At 64.4% G+C, this 18,768-nt stretch carries 9 protein-coding genes and 6 pseudogenes; 10 read left to right on the top strand and 5 right to left on the bottom strand.

Annotated features, from left to right (window positions below; genetic code table 11):
- Positions 1 to 13 precede the first annotated feature (13 nt).
- Together ACF0H6_RS13050 and ACF0H6_RS13045 are read left to right on the top strand one after the other, a co-directional pair.
- A pseudogene (locus ACF0H6_RS13050) lies at positions 14 to 281 on the top strand (DUF4913 domain-containing protein); the annotation flags it as partial.
- 162 nt (positions 282 to 443) lie between these two features.
- Positions 444 to 560 (top strand): annotated as a pseudogene (locus ACF0H6_RS13045) (DUF4193 family protein); the annotation flags it as partial.
- A 154-nt stretch (positions 561 to 714) separates the two neighbouring features.
- Here the strand turns inward: ACF0H6_RS13045 and ACF0H6_RS13040 are convergent.
- Both ACF0H6_RS13040 and ACF0H6_RS13035 read right to left on the bottom strand, forming a co-directional pair.
- Positions 715 to 1,582 (bottom strand): annotated as a pseudogene (locus ACF0H6_RS13040) (FAD-dependent monooxygenase); the annotation flags it as partial.
- Between the two features lie 61 nt (positions 1,583 to 1,643).
- Entirely contained in the window at positions 1,644 to 2,213 is a 570-nt protein-coding gene (locus ACF0H6_RS13035; protein ID WP_395250076.1) for a TetR/AcrR family transcriptional regulator, read from the bottom strand.
- A gap of 206 nt (positions 2,214 to 2,419) precedes the next feature.
- Here ACF0H6_RS13035 and ACF0H6_RS13030 point away from each other — a divergent pair, with 206 nt between their 5' ends.
- From ACF0H6_RS13030 to ACF0H6_RS13020, 3 genes are read left to right on the top strand one after another with little or no spacing between them, the layout of a single operon-like run.
- Positions 2,420 to 5,155 (top strand): family 78 glycoside hydrolase catalytic domain, encoded by a 2,736-nt coding sequence (locus tag ACF0H6_RS13030; RefSeq protein WP_395250075.1) that lies wholly within the window; start codon positions 2,420 to 2,422, stop codon positions 5,153 to 5,155.
- Positions 5,156 to 5,198: 43 nt separating this feature from the next.
- On the top strand, positions 5,199 to 6,515 hold the full coding sequence (locus ACF0H6_RS13025; protein ID WP_395250074.1) for an MFS transporter: 1,317 nt from the start codon (positions 5,199 to 5,201) through the stop codon (positions 6,513 to 6,515).
- A gap of 3 nt (positions 6,516 to 6,518) precedes the next feature.
- Positions 6,519 to 8,063 carry a family 43 glycosylhydrolase gene (locus tag ACF0H6_RS13020; protein ID WP_395250073.1) on the top strand — a complete coding sequence of 515 codons (1,545 nt, stop codon included), beginning with the start codon at positions 6,519 to 6,521 and terminating at the stop codon, positions 8,061 to 8,063.
- Between the two features lie 46 nt (positions 8,064 to 8,109).
- Here ACF0H6_RS13020 and ACF0H6_RS13015 read toward each other — a convergent pair whose 3' ends face one another.
- On the bottom strand, positions 8,110 to 9,114 hold the full coding sequence (locus ACF0H6_RS13015; RefSeq protein WP_395250072.1) for a LacI family DNA-binding transcriptional regulator: 1,005 nt from the start codon (positions 9,112 to 9,114) through the stop codon (positions 8,110 to 8,112).
- Between the two features lie 189 nt (positions 9,115 to 9,303).
- Here ACF0H6_RS13015 and rhaI point away from each other — a divergent pair, with 189 nt between their 5' ends.
- From rhaI to ACF0H6_RS13000, 3 genes and pseudogenes are all read left to right on the top strand, one after another.
- On the top strand, positions 9,304 to 10,470 hold the full coding sequence (rhaI, locus tag ACF0H6_RS13010; RefSeq protein WP_395250071.1) for an L-rhamnose isomerase: 1,167 nt from the start codon (positions 9,304 to 9,306) through the stop codon (positions 10,468 to 10,470).
- Positions 10,458 to 12,511: pseudogene (locus tag ACF0H6_RS13005) on the top strand (bifunctional aldolase/short-chain dehydrogenase). The gene rhaI and the pseudogene ACF0H6_RS13005 overlap by 13 nt, the downstream one beginning before the upstream one ends.
- Positions 12,508 to 13,968, top strand: a pseudogene (locus tag ACF0H6_RS13000) (rhamnulokinase family protein). The pseudogenes ACF0H6_RS13005 and ACF0H6_RS13000 overlap by 4 nt, the downstream one beginning before the upstream one ends.
- On the opposite strand, the gene ACF0H6_RS12995 reads toward ACF0H6_RS13000, so the two are convergent.
- Positions 13,965 to 14,591 carry a TetR/AcrR family transcriptional regulator gene (locus ACF0H6_RS12995; protein ID WP_395250070.1) on the bottom strand — a complete coding sequence of 209 codons (627 nt, stop codon included), beginning with the start codon at positions 14,589 to 14,591 and terminating at the stop codon, positions 13,965 to 13,967. The pseudogene ACF0H6_RS13000 and the gene ACF0H6_RS12995 overlap by 4 nt on opposite strands.
- A 203-nt stretch (positions 14,592 to 14,794) precedes the next feature.
- Between ACF0H6_RS12995 and ACF0H6_RS12990 the strand changes: the two genes are divergently transcribed.
- Complete coding sequence (locus tag ACF0H6_RS12990) at positions 14,795 to 16,057, top strand: glycoside hydrolase family 1 protein (protein WP_395250069.1); 1,263 nt, start codon at positions 14,795 to 14,797, stop codon at positions 16,055 to 16,057.
- A 75-nt stretch (positions 16,058 to 16,132) separates the two neighbouring features.
- Here ACF0H6_RS12990 and ACF0H6_RS12985 read toward each other — a convergent pair.
- Positions 16,133 to 16,959: pseudogene (locus ACF0H6_RS12985) on the bottom strand (IclR family transcriptional regulator).
- 241 nt (positions 16,960 to 17,200) lie between these two features.
- Between ACF0H6_RS12985 and ACF0H6_RS12980 the strand changes: the two are divergent.
- Positions 17,201 to 18,757: an ABC transporter substrate-binding protein gene (locus tag ACF0H6_RS12980; RefSeq protein WP_395250068.1), complete on the top strand. Its 1,557-nt coding sequence runs from the start codon at positions 17,201 to 17,203 to the stop codon at positions 18,755 to 18,757.
- Positions 18,758 to 18,768: the final 11 nt, after the last annotated feature.

The following is an 18,768-nucleotide window of genomic DNA, read 5'->3' as shown; positions in this document are numbered from 1 at the left end:
GCCACTGATCGATAAGTGGTGCATCGAGTGGTACTTCCACCCCGAAGCCGTCTCGCGCGTCGCGGCCTTATGGCGTTCCTGGGAGCACCTGCGCCTCGACCCTGCAACCGGGATAAGCGTCTGGTGGCGGGACCACGCAGACCACCACATGGGCGTCCTGCTGGAACCCACGCGGGCCGTTCTACAACTGCGACATGAAAGAACACCGCGACCCCGAGCATCTGGAGCCCAAAAAAGCCCCAATCGGCTGGTTCCCCGACGTGCGATTTCAGGAAATTTAGACCCCAAAAAGCCAGGCAACTCTAGACTGTCCACGCTTGGGTTCAATTCGGGTTATCCACGCCGGAAATCGGGAGCCGTTGGGGCAGCTCCCTCGACAGCCGTAGCGGTGGGTAACCCATCAGAATTGTCCCCGGCTGTGGGCAGCGAGCCCTACTTTGACCCTCGTCCCGCAGGGCAAGGACGAATTCACCTGCGCCTCCTGTTTCCTGGTCCGGCACCGGTCCCAGCTCGCCCGCGAAAGCAACGGCCAGTCGTACTGCATAGAGTGCGAAAGCTGACATCTCGACAGGACCGGACCTACGCCGAATCTTCCTGATGTGGAGCTGTCAATGCGCCTTCAGGGGAACGTCAGCGCGGCACCGGTAACGCCGAAATGATGCATCTGATGAGATACGCAGGGTTCAGTTTTACATAACGTCCATTTGGCTATTCCCTGCCCACCCAGGGCGGGTGGACGTGCGCCGCGTCGCCCGCGAGGAGAACCCGGCCTACCCGATATCGTTCGGCCAGGCAGGTGGCGTCGCTGAACCGGGACAGCGAGCGCGGTGAGTGGGCGCCGAAGTCGGTGCCAGCGTAGGCCGGAAGCTGGGTTCGGAACGCCTCCAGACTCGGCGGGGCCAAGCGATCCTCGGCGATGTTAGCCGCGGGCACGACTGCGCGGTAGAGGCCGTTACCGGCGGGGCCGATGCCGAAGCCCCTGTGCGTCTTGCGCACCTTCTCTGCCACCTCGGCCAACTCGTCCGGCGGAGTAGTCACTTCTACCTCGCCGAGAAGCCACTCGGTGGTGGCAGGCTCCCCGGGGAAGCCGATGCCGAGGAGCTTGCGCACCAGGCTTCGTCCGCCGTCGCAGCCTACGAGCCAGCGCGAGCGGAGCCGTGTGCCGTCGGCGAGCTCGATGCCCACCCCGTCCTCGTCCTGCTCGATCCCGGTTACCTCGCAGGCGCGGCGGATCTGCGCGCCGAGCTCGTGGGCATGCTCCTCCAGCAGTCGATCGGTGACGGGCTGGGGGATGCCGAGGATGTAGCCGTGTGCGGTGTCCAGGTCCGGCCGCCGGGGCTGGGCGATCCCGGCGAAGCGGCCGACGCCGTCGGGATACTGCTGCCCGTGTGCTAGGAATCGCTCCAGCAGCCCGCGCTGGTCCATGATTTCGATGCTGCGCGGGTGCAGGCCGAGCGAGCGGACCGCCTTGACCGGTTCCGCGTCCTTCTCCAGCACGAGCACGTTTACGTTGTTCAGCCGCAATTCGCTGGCCAGCATCATCCCCGTCGGGGCGCCGCCGCTAAATGATCACGTCGAACATATGAAACCTCAATCCAAAAAACTCGTCTTCCGGCGTGCGCTCCAGGCGCCGTACGGGATGCTCAGGCGCGATGGGCCGTATCGACTGAGAGGTCCTCCGCGAGGCGTTCTGCGAAGGCGCGTACGCGGCCGACCAGATCGAGCTTCCCGTCAGAGATGACCCATTGCAGCTGGAGGCCGTCGCTGACGGCGATGCACTCTTCGGCGATTGCGCGGTAGTCGCGTCCGGATTTGAGGTGCCCGGCTGCCGCGGCTTGAACCAGGCGGGACTCGACGCCGGCGATCGCCCGCTCGTACCACTCTGCGTAGAGATGCTTCGCCGGGCTGTCGGCATCGGCTGCCTGGGCCGAGACGACGACGAAGAGCTCGATGAGGCCAGGTTCGGCCAAGAGCCTTTCGGTGCTGCGCACGATCTCCCGGAATGCCTCAAGACCGTCGAGGTCCTCACCAAGTTCCTCCCACCATCTGGCGGTATTAAGGAGCCGCCGCTCTGCCACGGCGATGAGCAGGTGTTGCTTGGAAGGGAAGTGGTGCATCAGGCCACCTTGGGTGAGGCCGACGTCCTCCGCGATCCGGGACATGGGGGTGCGGTGGTAGCCGGACTCGGCAAATTTCGCTGATGCCGCTTCCAAGATCGCCTCCCGCCGCTCCCGCCCTACCCCGTAACTTCCGGTCTTCCGCCTTTGTCTCATGCCCCCATTAGACACCGATTTACAGAGCAACCGGATAACAAACACGATAAAAACCTTGCGCACATTGTTTTTGTCTCCTACCCTTGAGCTAGCCCACGTGGCCATCCCCACCATTGCCTTTGGTGGCAGAAGCAAAGGAGCTTTCCATGTCTTCCATCCGGTGCACCGGCGTGCGCGTCGAGCATTTGGTTGAGCCCTTGGGCCTCGACACCGCGCGCCCCCGCTTTTCCTGGGTTCCTGAGGAAGCCCGGCAAAATGCCTATGAGATTGAAGTCGAGGACCGGGCCGGAAGTTGCGTGTGGGCGACCGGCCGGATGGACAGCCCCGAGAGCGTGCTGATCCAGTACGACGGTGAGGTCCTGCGGTCCAATACGGCCTACATCTGGCGGGTCCGGGCCTGGGCCGAGGATAGCCCCGCTCCGGGAGACTGGACATCGTCCCGATTTGAGACCGGCCTCCTGCACGACGGCGACTGGCTGGCGCAGTGGGTGACCCCGCCGCAGGAGAGTGGCCAGGTTGAACGGTGGTCGTTAAATGATTGGATCATGGGCCGAAAGCCGGAGGCTGCGCCCGAGGACCGGCTGCGCCCGGTGCAACTGCTGCGGCAGGAGTTCATCGTCGGGGAAGGCCTAGCCCGGGCCCGCGCGTACGTTACGGCCCGTGGCTCGTATTCGCTGCGCTTGAACGGAGCCGAGGCGGACGATCAGGTTCTCGCTCCGGGCTTCGATAGCTACACCCACCGTCTCTCGGCCCAGTGCTATGACGTCACAGACTTGCTTAGCGTCGGCGGCAATGCCCTTGGCCTCGCTCTCGCCGACGGTTGGTGGGCGGGTCGCATCGGGCTCACGGGCTCGAGCGCACAGTGGGGAGATCTGACCTCGGCCATCTGGCAGGTACACCTCGAATACGACGACGGAAGCTCCGCCGTCGTCCTCTCCGGACCGGAGGTCCGCTGCTCGGCCGGACCCTGGCGTTACGCAGACCTTTTCGTGGGCGAGTATTTCGACCGTCGGGCCGAGCCAGCGGACTGGGACCGGCCCGCTTTCGACGATCGTCAGTGGTGGCCCGCCGCTGTTGGCGATGAAGCCAGTGCCCGGATCGTCCCGTTCAGTGGCGAACCAGTGCGGCGGGTTGCAACGGTTGACCCAGTTCTGGTGACCGGCTCGCCCGATGAAGGCTTTGTGGTGGACTTCGGCCAGGTGATCGCCGGACGGGTCCGGCTCACCCTTCCCTACACCGAGCGGGGTCAGACCGTCACGATCGAACATACTGAGACACTTGACGCCCACGGTGAATGGTTCATCAACATCGACGGGATCAACAAGGAGCAGACGGATGTCTACATCGCGGCGGGCCTGCCCGGGGGTGAGACTTTCGAGCCCACGTTCACCTTCCATGGATTCCGCTACGCCCGGCTCCGGGGGCTCGCCGTGCAGCCGACCCGCGACGAGCTCGCGGCGATTGTCATCGCCAGCGACCTCGAAGCCGCGGGCGGGTTCCACAGTTCGGATGAGCGGCTCAATCGCCTGCACGAAAACGTCCTCTGGAGCCAGCGTGCCAATTTCCTCTCTGTCCCCACGGACTGCCCGCAGCGCGAGCGGGCAGGCTGGACCGGCGACATAGCCGCCTACGCGCCCGCCGCCGCGAACAACGCGCGGGTTGCGCCCTTCCTTACCCGTTGGCTGCGCAACCTCCGGGCGGACCAGCTCCCCGACGGCCAGGTACCCATTTACTCGCCGCGCTCGCCGTTCGACGCCGAAGAGGCTGAAACCGGATCGGGCTTGGGGGCAATTGTGTCCTCCGCCGGGTGGGGCGACGCCATCGCGATCGTCCCGTGGACCCTTTACGAACGTTACGAGGACCTGCGGGTCCTCGAGGAAAACTACGATGCAATGTGCCGGTGGATCGAATACCAGCGCCAGGCCGCGACGGAGCTTCCGGCAAGCCTGACAGGGGACAGCCTCTCCCATGAGCGCCGCGGACGCCAAGCCCTCCTCTATAACGCCGGAGCCCACTTCGGCGATTGGCTCACGCCGAGCACCCTCGCTGGACGGCCGCTCCACGAAGCAATCGGGATCGCCCCGGCCCTCACCGCCGAACTGGTCGCACCGATGTTCCAGGCCCAGACTCTCACTCTCGCGGAACGGACCGCGCGCGTCCTTCGCAAGGACGACGACGCCGTCGACTTCTCACGCCGGGCAGCGGCGGTGCGTAAGGCGTTCTGCGAAGAATATATCGATGGGGACGGCCGGCTACCTGTTCACCTGCAGGGCCTCTACGTTCTCGCGATCGCGTTCGCCATGGTTCCCGAGCCGCTGCGCGACCGGATGGCGGAGCACCTCGCAGCGCTCGTCACGGAGAACGGCGGGCGGCTCGACACCGGTTTCCTTTCCACCCCGCACCTGCTCGACGCGCTGTGGGACACCGGCCACCGCGATCTGGCCCGCAACCTCCTGTGGCAGTCCGAACTGCCCTCGTGGCTTTATCAAGTGGACCGGGGGGCGACCTCGATCTGGGAGGCATGGGACGCCATAGCCCCCGACGGCTCGGTCCGCGCCGTCTCGTTCAACCATTACGCCTTCGGCTGCGTGGACGACTGGTTCTTCCGGCGCCTCGCAGGCATACGTCAGACGTCTCCCGGTTACCGGAGCGTGGTTGTCGAGCCTGACTTCGAGTGCGGCCTGGATCATGTAAGTGCCCACCTCGATACCCCCTACGGGACGATCGCCGTCGAATGGGATCTGCACGACGGCGGCGCGGAGCTCAGCGTCTCGATTCCTTTCCAGATCGAGGCGCGCCTGATCACGTCCGACGGCGAGGTGCCGCTTCCGCCGGGCACCAGCCGACACCGAATCCACGTCCCGGCTACCTCGCTCGTCTGAGATGAACCCTGACCATCCATTTGGAGAAACAAAGGAGTTTTCCATGACCACTTCCGCCGTCAAGGCCCCCAACCATGCCGATCGGTCTACAGCCGACGCACCCGGCCCAGTCCCGCCACCAGGTCGCTGGCGGAATCCAGGCTTCGGCTTCCTGGCCATCTTCGCACTGGCCGTCGTTGCCGTCAGTGGTGCGCTGATCTCCAACGCAGTGCTCATGCTCGCTCTCAAAGCGGCTGAGATTGACCCCGCCAACGGGACGACTGTGCTTTCGATCGCCGTCGGCGTAGGCAGTATCGCGTCCCTCGTCGCTGCGCCCGTCATTGGAAGGTTCAGTGACCGGACCGTGTCCCGGCTCGGCCGGCGTCGTCCCTATCTGGTTGCCGGTTCCCTTCTGCTCGCCCTCGGCGCCGTCCTGACAGTGACGGCCACCAGCACCATGGGGCTTACTCTGGCTTTCGTTGCCACCTCGGTAGGGGCAGTAGCCGCCCTCAGTGCCTGCTCCGCGATCATTCCGGACCAGTACCAGCCGAGCCGTCGAGGCACCCCCTCGGCCGTTATCGGCCTCGGATCGCCAATCGGCGCACTCTTAGGGTTGTTCCTGGCCCAGTCTGTAGAGCCGAACCTGACCGCCATGGTGCTTCTGCCCGCAGGGCTTGCTGTCGTAGCGACGCTAGCCCTGGCCTTTATCATGAAGGACCGCCTGCTCGGCCGCGGGGATCGCCCGCACTTCGCCCGGAAAGATTTCTTCGGCACCTTCTGGGTCAATCCGCGCAAGAATCCGAGCTACGCGTGGGTGTGGTGGAGCCGCTTTCTGATCTTCTTCGGCATCGCCTCAGTCAACGCCTACCAGGCTTTCTACCTCATCATGTCCCTGCACATCGCACCCGAGACCGTGGGAAGTTCGATTTTCCTCTCATCGCTCATCGGCACCGGCTCCTCGATGCTGTTCGCGCCCTTTGCCGTCAAATTTTCGAACAAGGTGGGCCGACGCAAGCCGTTCGTCATTGCCGCTGCAATGATCTTCGCCTCGGGCCTTGTTCTCGTGGCTCTCGCGCCGTCCTTCACGGCATTCCTTCTGGCTGTTGCAGTGATCGGCCTGGGCCAAGGCGTCTATCTGGCGGTGGATTTCGCCCTCGTCACCCAGGTCCTGCCGAACCCCGAGCACACCGCAAAAGACCTCGGCATCATGAACCTGGCAAACTCGCTCCCCACCTCGATCGTCCCGGCAATAGCGCCCGCACTGCTTGCGCTCGGCGCCTCCGCGGCGAACCCGCAGAATTTCACTTCTCTCTTCGGCGCCGGCGCTGTGGCGGGCCTTATCGGAGCACTGCTCATCCTGCCGATCCGAAAGGTGAAGTAGCCCATGCCCTCTTATACGAACCCCGTCGTCGCCGGCCACGCGCCCGATCCTAGTGTCGTCCGCGTCGGGAATGACTACTTTCTGGCTACCAGCAGCTTCGGGATGCTTCCCGGGATTCCGATCCGGCACTCGACCGACCTGGTGAACTGGCGCATCATCGGCCACGCCGTCGCGCGGCCCGCACAATACCGCCGCGACGGCAGACCGGGGCCGGTGGAACTGTTCGCGCCCACCCTTCGCCACCATGACGGCCGGTTCTACCTCGCTTGCACCAACGCGCACAAGGGCCAAGGCAACTTCTACGTCACCGCCGAAGACCCTGCGGAATGGTCCGACGCGACATGGGTCGACGAGGAGGCTTTCGATCCGTCTTTGTTCCGTGACGAGGACGGAACCTGGTATTACACACGACGAAGCCTCGACTTCGGCCGGGAAGACGGCAGCCTCGGGCCGATCGTCCAGGCCGAGATCGATATCGCCACTGGCAGTATCGGCGAGCTTCGGGCACTGACCTCGGGCGGCGGCTTCCTCACCAACGACATCGAAGGACCGCATCTCTTCAGGCGCGGAGACTGGTACTACCTCACCGCGGCCGAGGGAAGCAGTTGGAAAGGGCATCTGCAGAGCATCGGCCGCTCCCGGTCTCCGTGGGGTCCTTTTGAGCCTGCTCCGCACAACCCCATCCTCAGCCACCGCGACAGGGTTGGGCACCCCATCCAGAGCGTCGGCCACGCCGATCTGTTCGACGATTCCAACGGCAATTGGTGGGCTGTGTCCCTGGGGACGCGGCATGCTCCGCTGTCCCATCACCACAACATCGGGCGGGAGACCTTCCTGACACCGGTCACGTGGACCCACGACGGCTGGCCGATTATCGGCCGGAACGGCACCACCGAACTTCAGTTCACCGACGCCCCGCTCCCTGTTGGCAATGACCGCCCCTTGGTTGCCCACGAAGGCCTTTGGCTCAACGGATGGACAACTCTCGGCCCCGCTGGGGAGACGGCAAGCGTCCGGGAAGCCGCCATCAGGCTTCCTGCAGGAGCCGAGCCATGGACGACGTCGGCCCCGACGGGTGCCTTGTTCCGTGCGCAGTCAGCCGATGACCAGGTCTTCCGAGCAACCGTGACCAACTGCGCAGAGGCCAAGGCCGGGATAGGCGTGTACACCGACCGACGCCACAATTACTTCGTCGTGGTCGAAAACCAGGGGAACACGCGCAAGTTGCGTTTCCGACGACAGGCCGATGACCTGATTACGGAAGAAACCCTGCCGTTTCCGGGTGACGGGCCGATTACGTTGGAAGTAGAAGCCAGGCCCGTCGCCTACAGTTTCCGCGCCTCAAGCAGCGGCCATCACCTCGAAATCGGTACAGGCAGCGCACGGCTGCTTTCCGCCGAGGCCGCAGAATGGTTCGTTGCCACGCACTACGCGCTGGTAAGCAGCGGTACAAGCCCTCATGGCTTCGCTGAGTTCACCGACATAACCATCAGCGACAGCCAGCCCCTCCCGCCGAACCTTGTCCCACCCTTCGCGGCAGACCTCTAATTACATCCTTCACTGCGACGAAAGCCCAGCGTGGATACCCCACGCCTTAAGTGCTTTGCCGGATCACGAGTTCCGGGGTGAAGACCACGGTCCGTCGTTTGGAGTCCGGGGCGTTGAGTTCTTCCATCAGGAGTTGGATCGCTGTCCGGCCGATGGCCTCGGTTGGTTGCCGGATCGAGGAGAGCGGCACGACTGCCGAGGCGGCGAAGTCGATGTCGTCGTAGCCGATGAGGGCGATGTCTTCCGGAATTCGTATCCGGTGCGTCATGGCGAGCGATTGCATGACCCCAAGGGCGAGGAGGTCGTTGGTGCAGAAGATCCCGTCCGGCAGCTGCTCCGCACTGCGTTCCACCAGCGAGTCTCCTACGCCGCGTCCCGCTAGAACGGTCTGGCCTTTGCATTCAATAATCTCAAGGGACGATTCGGGGACTTCCGCGACGGCGCGCCGCGCCCCCTCCAAGCGGTCCGCGAACTGCCGCACCGACGTCGGGCCGGTCACGAGCGCGAGGCGACGGCGGCCGACATCAAGCAGGTGCTTGATCGCGAGGTACCCGCCTTCGACGTCGTTAACGGACACCGAACTGTAGTTGGTGCCATCGGCAAGCCGGTCCATCAGGACTGCCGGGATGCCACGTTCCCTCAGGAGATTCAAGCGCTCGGTGACGTCACCGACTGGCGAGATGAGCAGACCCTGGACCCGCTGTTCCTGGAAGAGGTCAATGTAATGGGATTCCCGGTACGAATCGTGCCCGCTGTCTCCAAGGAGCACGGCGCTTCCATGCGTCTCCGCCGCGCTCTCGGCGGCACGCACCACGGATGTGAAGAAGGGGTTGCCGACGTCCAGGACCACGACGCCGATGGTGCGGCTATGCCCGGCACGCAACTGCCGTGCCGCGTCGTTGCGGATGAAGCCGAGTTCGTCGATGGCCAGGAGCACCCTTTCCTTGGTGCTCTTTGCGACCTTGTCCGGGTTGTTCAGGACATTGGACACAGTGCCGACGGCAACCCGGGCGTGGTTGGCGACATCCTTGATGCTTGCTGCCCGCGTCATATTCTTCCGTTCCGAGTGGTACCAATCTCGCGGATCGCCGGGATCCGCGGGAGGACGGGCGGATCTTCTTGACACCCGTCCGATTCCCAGAGTACTTTGAATCGTAACAATGAAACGATTCAAAGAAAGTAGTTCTTCTTTGGGTCCCGGATTTTTGAAGACTCGCCACCACCAGAGAAAGATTCACCGATGAACCACATTGCAACGGCGCTGGGCCGCCTCGGGGAGCTGGCCATTGAGGTTCCCTCCTGGGCCTATGGCAATTCGGGCACCCGCTTCAAGGTGTTCGGCACGCCCGGCACGCCGCGGACTATCCAGGAGAAGCTGGCGGACGCCGCGAAGGTCCACGAACTGACCGGGTTGGCGCCGACGGTGGCGTTGCACATTCCCTGGGACAAGGTGGATGATTACTCCGCGCTGCGCGAGTACGCCGCGGAGTTGGGCGTGGGCCTGGGCACGATCAACTCCAACACGTTCCAGGATGATGAGTACAAGTTCGGCTCGCTGACTTCCTCCGACCCCGCGGTCCGCCGCCGGGCGATCGGCCACCACCTCGAGTGCCTTGAGATCATGCACGCCGCCGGCTCCCGGGACCTGAAGGTCTGGCTTGCAGACGGTACCAACTACCCGGGCCAGGACGACATGCGCGGCCGCCAGGACCGCCTCGCCGAATCCCTGCAGGAAATCTACGCCGCGCTCGGTGACGAGCAGCGCCTGGTGCTGGAGTACAAGTTCTTCGAGCCGGCTTTTTATCACACCGACGTCCCGGACTGGGGTACGTCCTACGCCCAGACCTTGGCGCTGGGGGAGAAGGCGTTTGTCTGCCTGGACACCGGCCACCACGCCCCGGGGACGAATATCGAGTTCATCGTCATGCAGTTGCTGCGCCTGGGCAAGCTCGGTTCCTTCGATTTCAATTCCCGGTTCTATGCGGACGATGACCTGATTGTCGGTGCCGCGGATCCGTTCCAGTTGTTCCGGATCATGCATGAGGTCATTCGCGGCGGTGGCTTCGGTAAAGAGTCCGGCGTCGCCCTGATGCTGGATCAGTGCCACAACCTGGAGGAAAAGATCCCGGGCCAGATCCGGTCGGTGCTGAACGTGCAGGAAATGACTGCCCGGGCGTTGCTTATCGACGGCGCCGCGCTGGCCGAGGCGCAGCGCGCGGGCGATGTCCTGGCCGCCAACGGTATCTTCAACGATGCGTTCTATACCGATGTCCGTCCGGTCCTGGCCGAGTGGCGTGAATCCCGGGGCCTCCCGGCCGATCCCATGGCGGCGTTCAAGGCCAGTGGCTACCAGAAGAAGATCAACGAGGACCGCGCGGGCGGCCAGCAGGCCGGATGGGGCGCATAAGGACCATGAACAAGACTGTTGAACACTTGATTTCCCGTTCAAACCGCCTGGGCGCGGACAAGCGGAACACCAACTTCGCAGGAGGAAACACCTCGGCCAAGGGGTTCGAGACGGATCCGGTCACGGGGGAGGACGTCGAGCTGCTTTGGGTGAAGGGGTCCGGCGGGGACCTTGGCACGCTGAAGGCCGAGAATCTTGCCGTGCTGCGGATGGACCGGCTGAAGGCACTCAAGGACGTGTACCCGGGCGTGGAGCGCGAGGACGAGATGGTGGCCGCGTTCGATTACTGCCTGCACGGCAAGGGCGGCGCAGCGCCGTCGATCGATACCGCCATGCACGGGCTGGTAGATGCCGCGCATGTTGACCACCTGCACCCGGACTCGGGCATCGCGATTGCGACGGCGGTGGACGGGGAGGCCCTGACGTCCAAGATCTTTGGCGACAAGGTGGTGTGGGTTCCCTGGCGTCGCCCGGGTTTCCAGCTGGGTCTGGACATCGCAGCGATCAAGGAAGCGAACCCGCAGGCAATCGGCACCATCCTGGGTGGCCACGGCATCACCGCGTGGGGCGCCACCAGCGAGGAAGCCGAAGCCAACTCCCTGTGGATCATCGAACAGGCCGAGCAGTACATCAAGGATCACGGCAGGAACGATCCCTTCGGGCCCGCACTGCCCGGCTACGCCCCGCTGCCCGAGGCCGAGCGCAAAGCCAAAGCGGCCGCGCTGGCCCCGGTCATCCGCGGCATCGCTTCGGCGGACAAACCACAGGTGGGACACTTCAGCGACGACGGGCGTGTCCTGGAGTTCCTCGAAGGATCCGGGCACCCACGTCTGGGCGCCCTGGGAACGTCCTGCCCGGACCATTTCCTGCGCACCAAGGTCAAGCCCCTGGTCCTGGACCTGCCCGCCGACGCCTCGATCGAGGATTCCGTGGCGCGCCTGAAAGAACTCCACACCGCCTACCGTGAGGATTACCAGGAGTATTACGACCGCCACGCCGACGAAAACAGCCCCGCCCTGCGCGGTGCCGACCCGGCCATCGTCCTGATCCCCGGCGTCGGAATGTTCTCCTACGGCAAGGACAAGCAAACCGCCCGCGTCGCAGGCGAGTTCTACCTCAATGCCATCAACGTGATGCGCGGTGCCGAGGCGATCTCCTCCTATGCCCCGATCGAGGAATCCGAGAAGTTCCGGATCGAGTACTGGGCCCTCGAGGAAGCCAAGTTGGCCCGCATGCCGAAGCCGAAATCGCACGCCACGCGCATCGCTTTGGTGACCGGTGCGGCGTCGGGCATCGGCAAGGCCATCGCCACCCGCTTGGCCGCGGAGGGCGCCTGCGTGGTCATCGCGGACCTGAACCTGGAGAACGCGCAGGCTGTTGCCGCCGAACTCGGCGGTTCCGACGTCGCTTTGGGCGTCCAGGCTGACGTGACCGACGAAGCCCAGATCGCTGCCGCCATCCAGGAAGCCGTCCTCGCTTTCGGCGGACTGGACCTGATCGTGAACAACGCGGGCCTGTCCATCTCCAAGCCGCTCCTGGAAACCACCGAGAAGGACTGGGACCTGCAGCACAACGTCATGGCCAAGGGATCCTTCGCTGGTGTCCAAGGCTTCGGCCAAGGTCATGATCGACCAGGGCCTGGGTGGGGACATCGTCTACATTTCCTCGAAGAACTCGGTGTTCGCCGGCCCGAACAATATCGCCTACTCGGCCACGAAAGCGGACCAGGGCCCACCAGGTGCGCCTGTTGGCTGCGGAACTGGGCGAGTACGGCATCCGCGTCAACGGCATCAACCCCGACGGCGTGGTCCGCGGTTCGGGCATCTTCGCCGGCGGTTGGGGCGCCAAGCGTGCCGCCGTCTACGGCGTGGACGAGCAGGAGCTTGGCAAGTACTACGCCCAGCGCACCCTGCTCAAGCGCGAAGTCCTGCCCGAGCACGTCGCCAACGCGGCCGCCGTGCTGACCAGCAACGAGCTATCGCACACCACGGGCCTGCACATCCCGGTGGACGCTGGCGTCGCCGCAGCCTTCCTGCGATGAGCGGGCAGTTGTTCGCCGCGGTCGACATCGGAGCCTCCTCCGGGCGGGTCATGCTCGGCCGCGTGGGCTCCGCCGCGACGGGAAAGAAAACGGTGTCGCTGGAAACAGTGCACCGCTTCCCCAACGGTGTTGTAGAGCTCGACGGCGGGCTCCACTGGGACTTCGACGCCCTGTTTCAGGAGGTGCTCACGGGACTTGCGGCGGCCGCTGAAACGGCCGCCGCAAGCGGTGAGCGGATCACCAGCATCGGCATCGACACCTGGGCTGTGGACTACGGACTCGTGGACGCCTCCGGCGCCCTGCGGGCCCAGCCCTTCAGTTACCGCGACGAACGCGGCCGGGCCGCCGTTGAATGGGTCCACCGTACCCTCGGCCTTGAACGGCTGTATGAGACCACCGGGCTGCAATTCCTGCAGTTCAACACGATTTATCAGCTGCCAAACGAGCCGGAACTCAAGGGCCTGCAGGCTCTCCTGATTCCCGATCTCATCGCCTTCAAACTGACCGGGGCCCGCCGCACCGAGGCCACGAATGCTTCCACTACAGGCCTATTCGACGCGGTCGCGGGGGAGTGGGCCACCGGGTTCTTCAAGCCCCTCGGCCTGTCGAAAACCCTGTTCCCGGCCATCATCCAGCCCGGCGACACCGTGGGCACCCTGCTGGCGGAGATGGCAGCGCGCACGGGACTGCCGGCGGATACCAAAGTGGTGGCAGTGGGCTCCCACGACACGGCCTCGGCCATTGCCGGGGTGCCGGCCTCAGAAGAAGACTTCGCCTACATCTCTTCCGGGACCTGGTCCTGGTAGGCGTGGAACTGGACAGCCCGGTCCTGAGCGAAGCCAGCCGGCTCGCCAACTTCACCAACGAACGCGGCGTGGACGGAACCGTCCGCTACCTGCGCAACGTAGGCGGGCTGTGGCTGCTCAGCGAATGCCTGCGCACTTGGGAAGCCGAAGGACACCCCCAGGAACTCGCCGCGCTCCTCGAGGCTGCCGCGGTCATCCCGCCGGGCGGGCTGCAGATCAACGCCGACGACCCCGCGTTCATCGCCCCGGACAACATGCCGGACCGTATCCGGGCCGCAGTGCGCGCCACCGGTGAGGTGCTACCGGACCGGCCGGCCGCCGTCGTGCGCTGCATCCTGGACAGCCTCGCGGCCGCCTACGCCAGGACACTGGCGCGCGCCGAAGAACTGTCCGGCAAGCGGACCTCGGTGGTCCATATCGTGGGCGGCGGCTCCCAAAACAGGTTGCTTTGCCAGCTCACCGCCGATGCCACGGGCAAGAAAGTTGTTGCCGGTCCCGTGGAAGCTACGGCGCTTGGCAACGTCACTGGTACAGGCGCGTGCAGCCGGTGCCGTTAGCGGTGGCCTGCCCGAACTCCGGGCGCTGGTGAGGGCAAGCATCGGGCTCGAAAGCTACGAACCGGGCCTTGTCCCTGCACACCGCAATAACTAAAGCAGGATAATCCTGGGTTTGAGCAGCTGCAGGAACTCTTCCAGATGGGCTGCCATGTCCACGGAATCGTCGTAGAGCCAGGCAAGTTGCACGCCCTCGATGAGGGAGGCGATCTGCCTGGCGACAATTCCGGGATTGAGGTCCGCGGCCGCGCGTCCGGCAGCGATTTCCCGCTCGAGCTCGGCATGGATCGAAGCGATAATCTCCGCATCGCGGCGGCGGATGAACTCGTGCGCGGGGTGGTCCGGGCGCACGGCCTCGGCCCGGAGGGTTGCGTCGAGCTGGATGACGCCGCGGATGTGCGAATTGTTGCGCATGACCTCGGGCACGGTTTCCAGCAGGCCTTTGTCCTTGAGCAGCTCGCGGCGCCAGGGGCCCTCCCGCTCTTCGCGGCGAACGAGTACAGCTTCCAACAGGGCGTCCTTGCTCCCGAAATGGTGCCGCAGCGCGGTATGGCTCGTTCCGATTTCCTCAGCGATCTGGCGTATCGAGAGCAGCTGGAAACCTTTGTCGGCGAAAACCGCGAACGCAGCGTCAACCAGCTCGGCCCTCTTGCGCTCACCGTTCACGTAGGGGGCTCGGCGGCCGCTGCGTGCGGGCTGCCGGGCCGTCGTTTCAGTCATGTCGCTGCCTTCCCAGTCATGTTTCTGCCTCTCGCGGCTGAGCCCTGCCACGAGGCTATCCCAGATTCCTTTTCCATTATGGCAAAGGAATACATGCAAACCTATTCCAAAGTGGAATAGGTTTGCACTATGGTGGTGTCACCCGCCAGGCAACGCCGCCCCAGGTGCGGGCGCCGCCCTGCGCGGCCGCAGAAAGGACATCCATGACCAACTCCCAGCATTTTCCCGAGAACTTCCTCTGGGGCGTCGCCACGGCAGCGCACCAAGTAGAGGGAAACAACACCAACAACGACACCTGGTTCCTCGAGCACCTCCCCGGCACGATATTCGCCGAGCCCTCCGGTGACGCCGTCGATCACTACCACCGGTACCGCGAGGACATTGCGCTGATCGCCTCCCTGGGCTTCACCAGCTATCGGTTTTCCCTGGAGTGGGCCCGCATTGAGCCTGAAGAGGGGTACTTCTCAGTGGCCGAGCTGGACCACTACCGCCGCATGCTCGAAACATGCCACGAGCATGGCCTGACGCCCGTAGTCACTTACCACCACTTCACCTCACCGAAGTGGCTCCTCGCCGCAGGAGGCTGGGAGGACGCGGCCACTCCGGATCGCTTTGCCCGTTATTGCGACCGCGTCACAGAACATCTCGGAGACCTCATCGGCGTTGCCTGCACACTCAACGAACCCAACCTCCCCTGGCTCCTCAAGGCCTTGGGCATCGGCGGCGAACCGGCGGAGCGACGCGCGGAGGTGCCGGTTTGGGCGGCGGCCGCGGAGCGTCTGGGTATCGAGGCGAGCAAGGTAGCTCCCTTCCAGTTCACGGTGTCCGACGCCGGGTTCGACATCAAGCTCGCGGCCCACCGCGCCGCGCGGGACGTGATCAAGGCCCGTCGGCCTGATCTCATGGTCGGGTGGACCCTCGCGAACTCCGACATTCAAGCGTCCGACGGCGGCCAGGAAGTCGCCGATCAGGTTCGACGTGACGTCAACGAACGATTCCTTGAGGCGTCGCGCGGCGATGACTTCGTGGGCATCCAGACCTATGGCCGGACCGTCTTCGGGCCCGACGGCGTGGCACCTGCTCCCGAGGGTGTAGCTACCAACCAGATGGGCGAGGAGATCTACCCCCAGGCACTCGAAGTGACCATCCGTGAAGCCAACCGGATCGCGCAGATCCCCGTCATGGTCACGGAGAACGGGCTGGCCACCGAGGACGATGCCCAGCGGCTGGAGTACCTCAAGGCCGCAGTGTCAGGGGTTGAGTCCTGCCTGGCCGATGGCATCGACGTTCGCGGCTACATCGCCTGGACCGCCTTCGATAACTTCGAATGGATCTTCGGCTATCGCCCGAAGTTCGGCCTCATCGCCGTGGACCTTGCCACCCAGGAACGCACCCCTAAACCCAGTGCGTACTGGCTCGGCGATGTATCCCGCGCCGCTCAGGCACGCCTGTCTAGCGTGGGCTAGCCGGTCCAGCAGCGCGCTCGACGGCGGTTCGCATCTCACGGTGCGGGCCGCCGTCGGGCATTAAGTGCTTTGACTTTATGCGTGCATCCGGACCGCGCTGCTGACCTCGGCGTTGTACCCGAGGTTGCGGGACACTGCACGTGCCGTCGCCTGCACTGCCGGGGCGAGCACATTCGGCGGCGTGGCGCCGTCCGGAACCACGATTGACAGCGCCGCGACAACCGTTCCCTGGGCATCGAAGATGGGCGAAGCCACTGAAACGGTCTTGGAAGGGGCCGAGCGGCGGATCATCGCAACGCCGGTCCGCCGCACATCGGACAGTGTGCGCCTCAATTGCCCTTCGGGCATGGCGTCCACGCCGGCCTCGACATCCGCCGCCTGTTTGATGACTGACTCCTGGAAAGCGGCGGCGGAGCCGGCCAGAAGGACCAAGCCGACTGCCGTGGAGCGCAACGGCGCACGGCCGCCCACTCTGTAGGCCACCTCGGTGGCGTCCTTGGACGAGAGTCTCTCGATGAGCACGGCCTCGTTCTTGTCCAGAACGGCAAGGAGAACGTGATGCCGGGTGACTTCGAAGAGGTCTTCCAGGTACGGCAGCGCAATTTCCCGCACGCCGTGGCCGCGGGGCGACAGCGACGCCACCTCCCACAGCCGCACTCCCACCACGTAGCGGCCGTCGTCGAGCCTTTCCAATGCGCCCAGGCGACCAGCCTGGCGATCAGGCGGAGCGCCGTCGGTGCCGGCATGCCGGCGTACCGGGCCATTTCGGACAAGGTCAGCGCCCGACGCCGGTCGGTAAAGACGGCGAGCAGGCTCAGTGCCCGGTCAATCACCGGTTCGCCCTGCTTGGGCCGTTTGCCGCGCGGCGTCGGTTCGGCGTGGACCGCGGTTTTGTCGGTCATCGGATAGCTCCTCCTTGAGTCCCAAACAGTGATCCCCACCACAATACTGTTTCAACCAATGAAATTTACATGTGGCGGAGGATGGCCGGCAAAGGACTCTTGGAGAAGCCGGTCATCGGCGGCCTTCTTCGGGAGGGCGTCGCATGAACTGTCGGACGCCGGTCATGGTCGATCAGCCACCCGGTCACGGTCCCCAGATTTTTTATCTCCCGTTCCTCACCAAGAATGCGAAGGCGCACACATGAAAATCCTGAACCCGACGGCACAACGGAGCGCGGCCGTTCTGGCTGGCGCACTCCTCCTTGGATCCTTGGCCGCCTGTGGCGGCGGAAGCTCCGCATCAAGCGCTGTGGACAAGAGCACCCTGACAATCGCGACAGATAGCGACAGCGCATCCTTCGGCTACGATCCACTACGCGTTTCGGATGCTCAGCGCCAGTTCTTCGAAGGCCTCTATGACAACCTCATGACCCTCCAAAAGGATGGGTCCGTAGGTCCTGGCCTGGCAAAGTCGTTCAGTTACAACGCGGACAACACTGTCCTCACCCTGGCCCTGAAGGACGGCGTCACCTTTACGGATGGCTCCACGTTGGACGCGGCACTGGTCAAGGCCAACCTAGACCGCCGCACTGACACCGCGCTGAGCGCCTACTCGGCTATCGCCAAGGGCGGAGCGCAGGAAGTCACCTCCGTGGATGTGGTCAGCCCGACCCAAGTGTCCATCACGTTCGCCAAGGCACAGCCCGGATTCGAAAAGAACCTCGCGTCCACCATGGGCATGATCGTCGGCAAGACTGCCGCAGCGAACACGGGCAGCCTTTCCACCACCCCGGACGGCTCTGGCCCCTACACCCTCGATACCGGTTCTACCGTGAAGGGCAACAAGTACGTCTTCCAGAAGAACAGCAAGAGCTCCGACGCTTCCAATTACGCATACAACAAGATCGTCTTCAGCGTCATCATGGATCCCCAGGCTCGGGCAAACGCACTCGTTTCCGGCCAAGCCGACGTCGCAGCGCTGACCTCATCCACGGTGGACTTCGCCAAGTCGAAGGGCGTGGGTGTGTCCCAGATCGGCGGCACCGTCCAGACGATGATCTCCTTCGACAAGATCGGCAAGACCTCGCCTGCCTTCGCGAGTGAAAAGGTGCGCCAAGCCATCCAGCATGCGATCAACCGGCAAACCCTGGTTGACGCACTCCACAAGGGCGACGTTCCCGCCTGGAACGCCTTGCCCAAGGACTCTGCCGGGTTCACACAGGACCTGAACACCGAGTTCGCGTACGATCCCGCCAAGGCGAAAAGCCTCCTGGCGGAAGCCGGCTACGCGAGCGGCTTCGAATTCACCATCATTGCCAGCACCCAGACCCAGACCGACCTGCAAGCCGTCCAGAAGGATCTCGCCGCCGTCGGAATCAAGATGAACGTCAAGCTGGCGGCCTCCACCGACGAAGCGTTCGCCGCGGTAGCCACCACCCCGCTTGGTTACGCCCCCATGAGCTGGGACAACCCGGTTGGCCTGATGTACGGCGCGATTCTCAGTGGTTTCACCAATGTCCAGAAGGCAACGGATGATCAGCTGGGCGCCGCGACCGCCGCAGTTGCGGCCGCGAAGGACGATGCCTCAAAGAAGGCGGCCCTGACCAAGCTCAACACCCGTCTGGTGGAATCGGGCTGGATGATCCCGTTGTACGAATCCCTGACCAACCAGGGCTACAACACCAAGAAGGTACAGCAGGTCACGTTCGCAGGCACCAACGCCTACCCGCTGCTCTCTTCCTACACACCCACCAACTGATCCACCCACGG

Source organism: Arthrobacter sp. NA-172 (assembly GCF_043952055.1).
Classification (GTDB): Bacteria; Actinomycetota; Actinomycetes; order Actinomycetales; family Micrococcaceae; genus Arthrobacter.
This window is presented reverse-complemented; position numbering and strand designations above follow the sequence as displayed.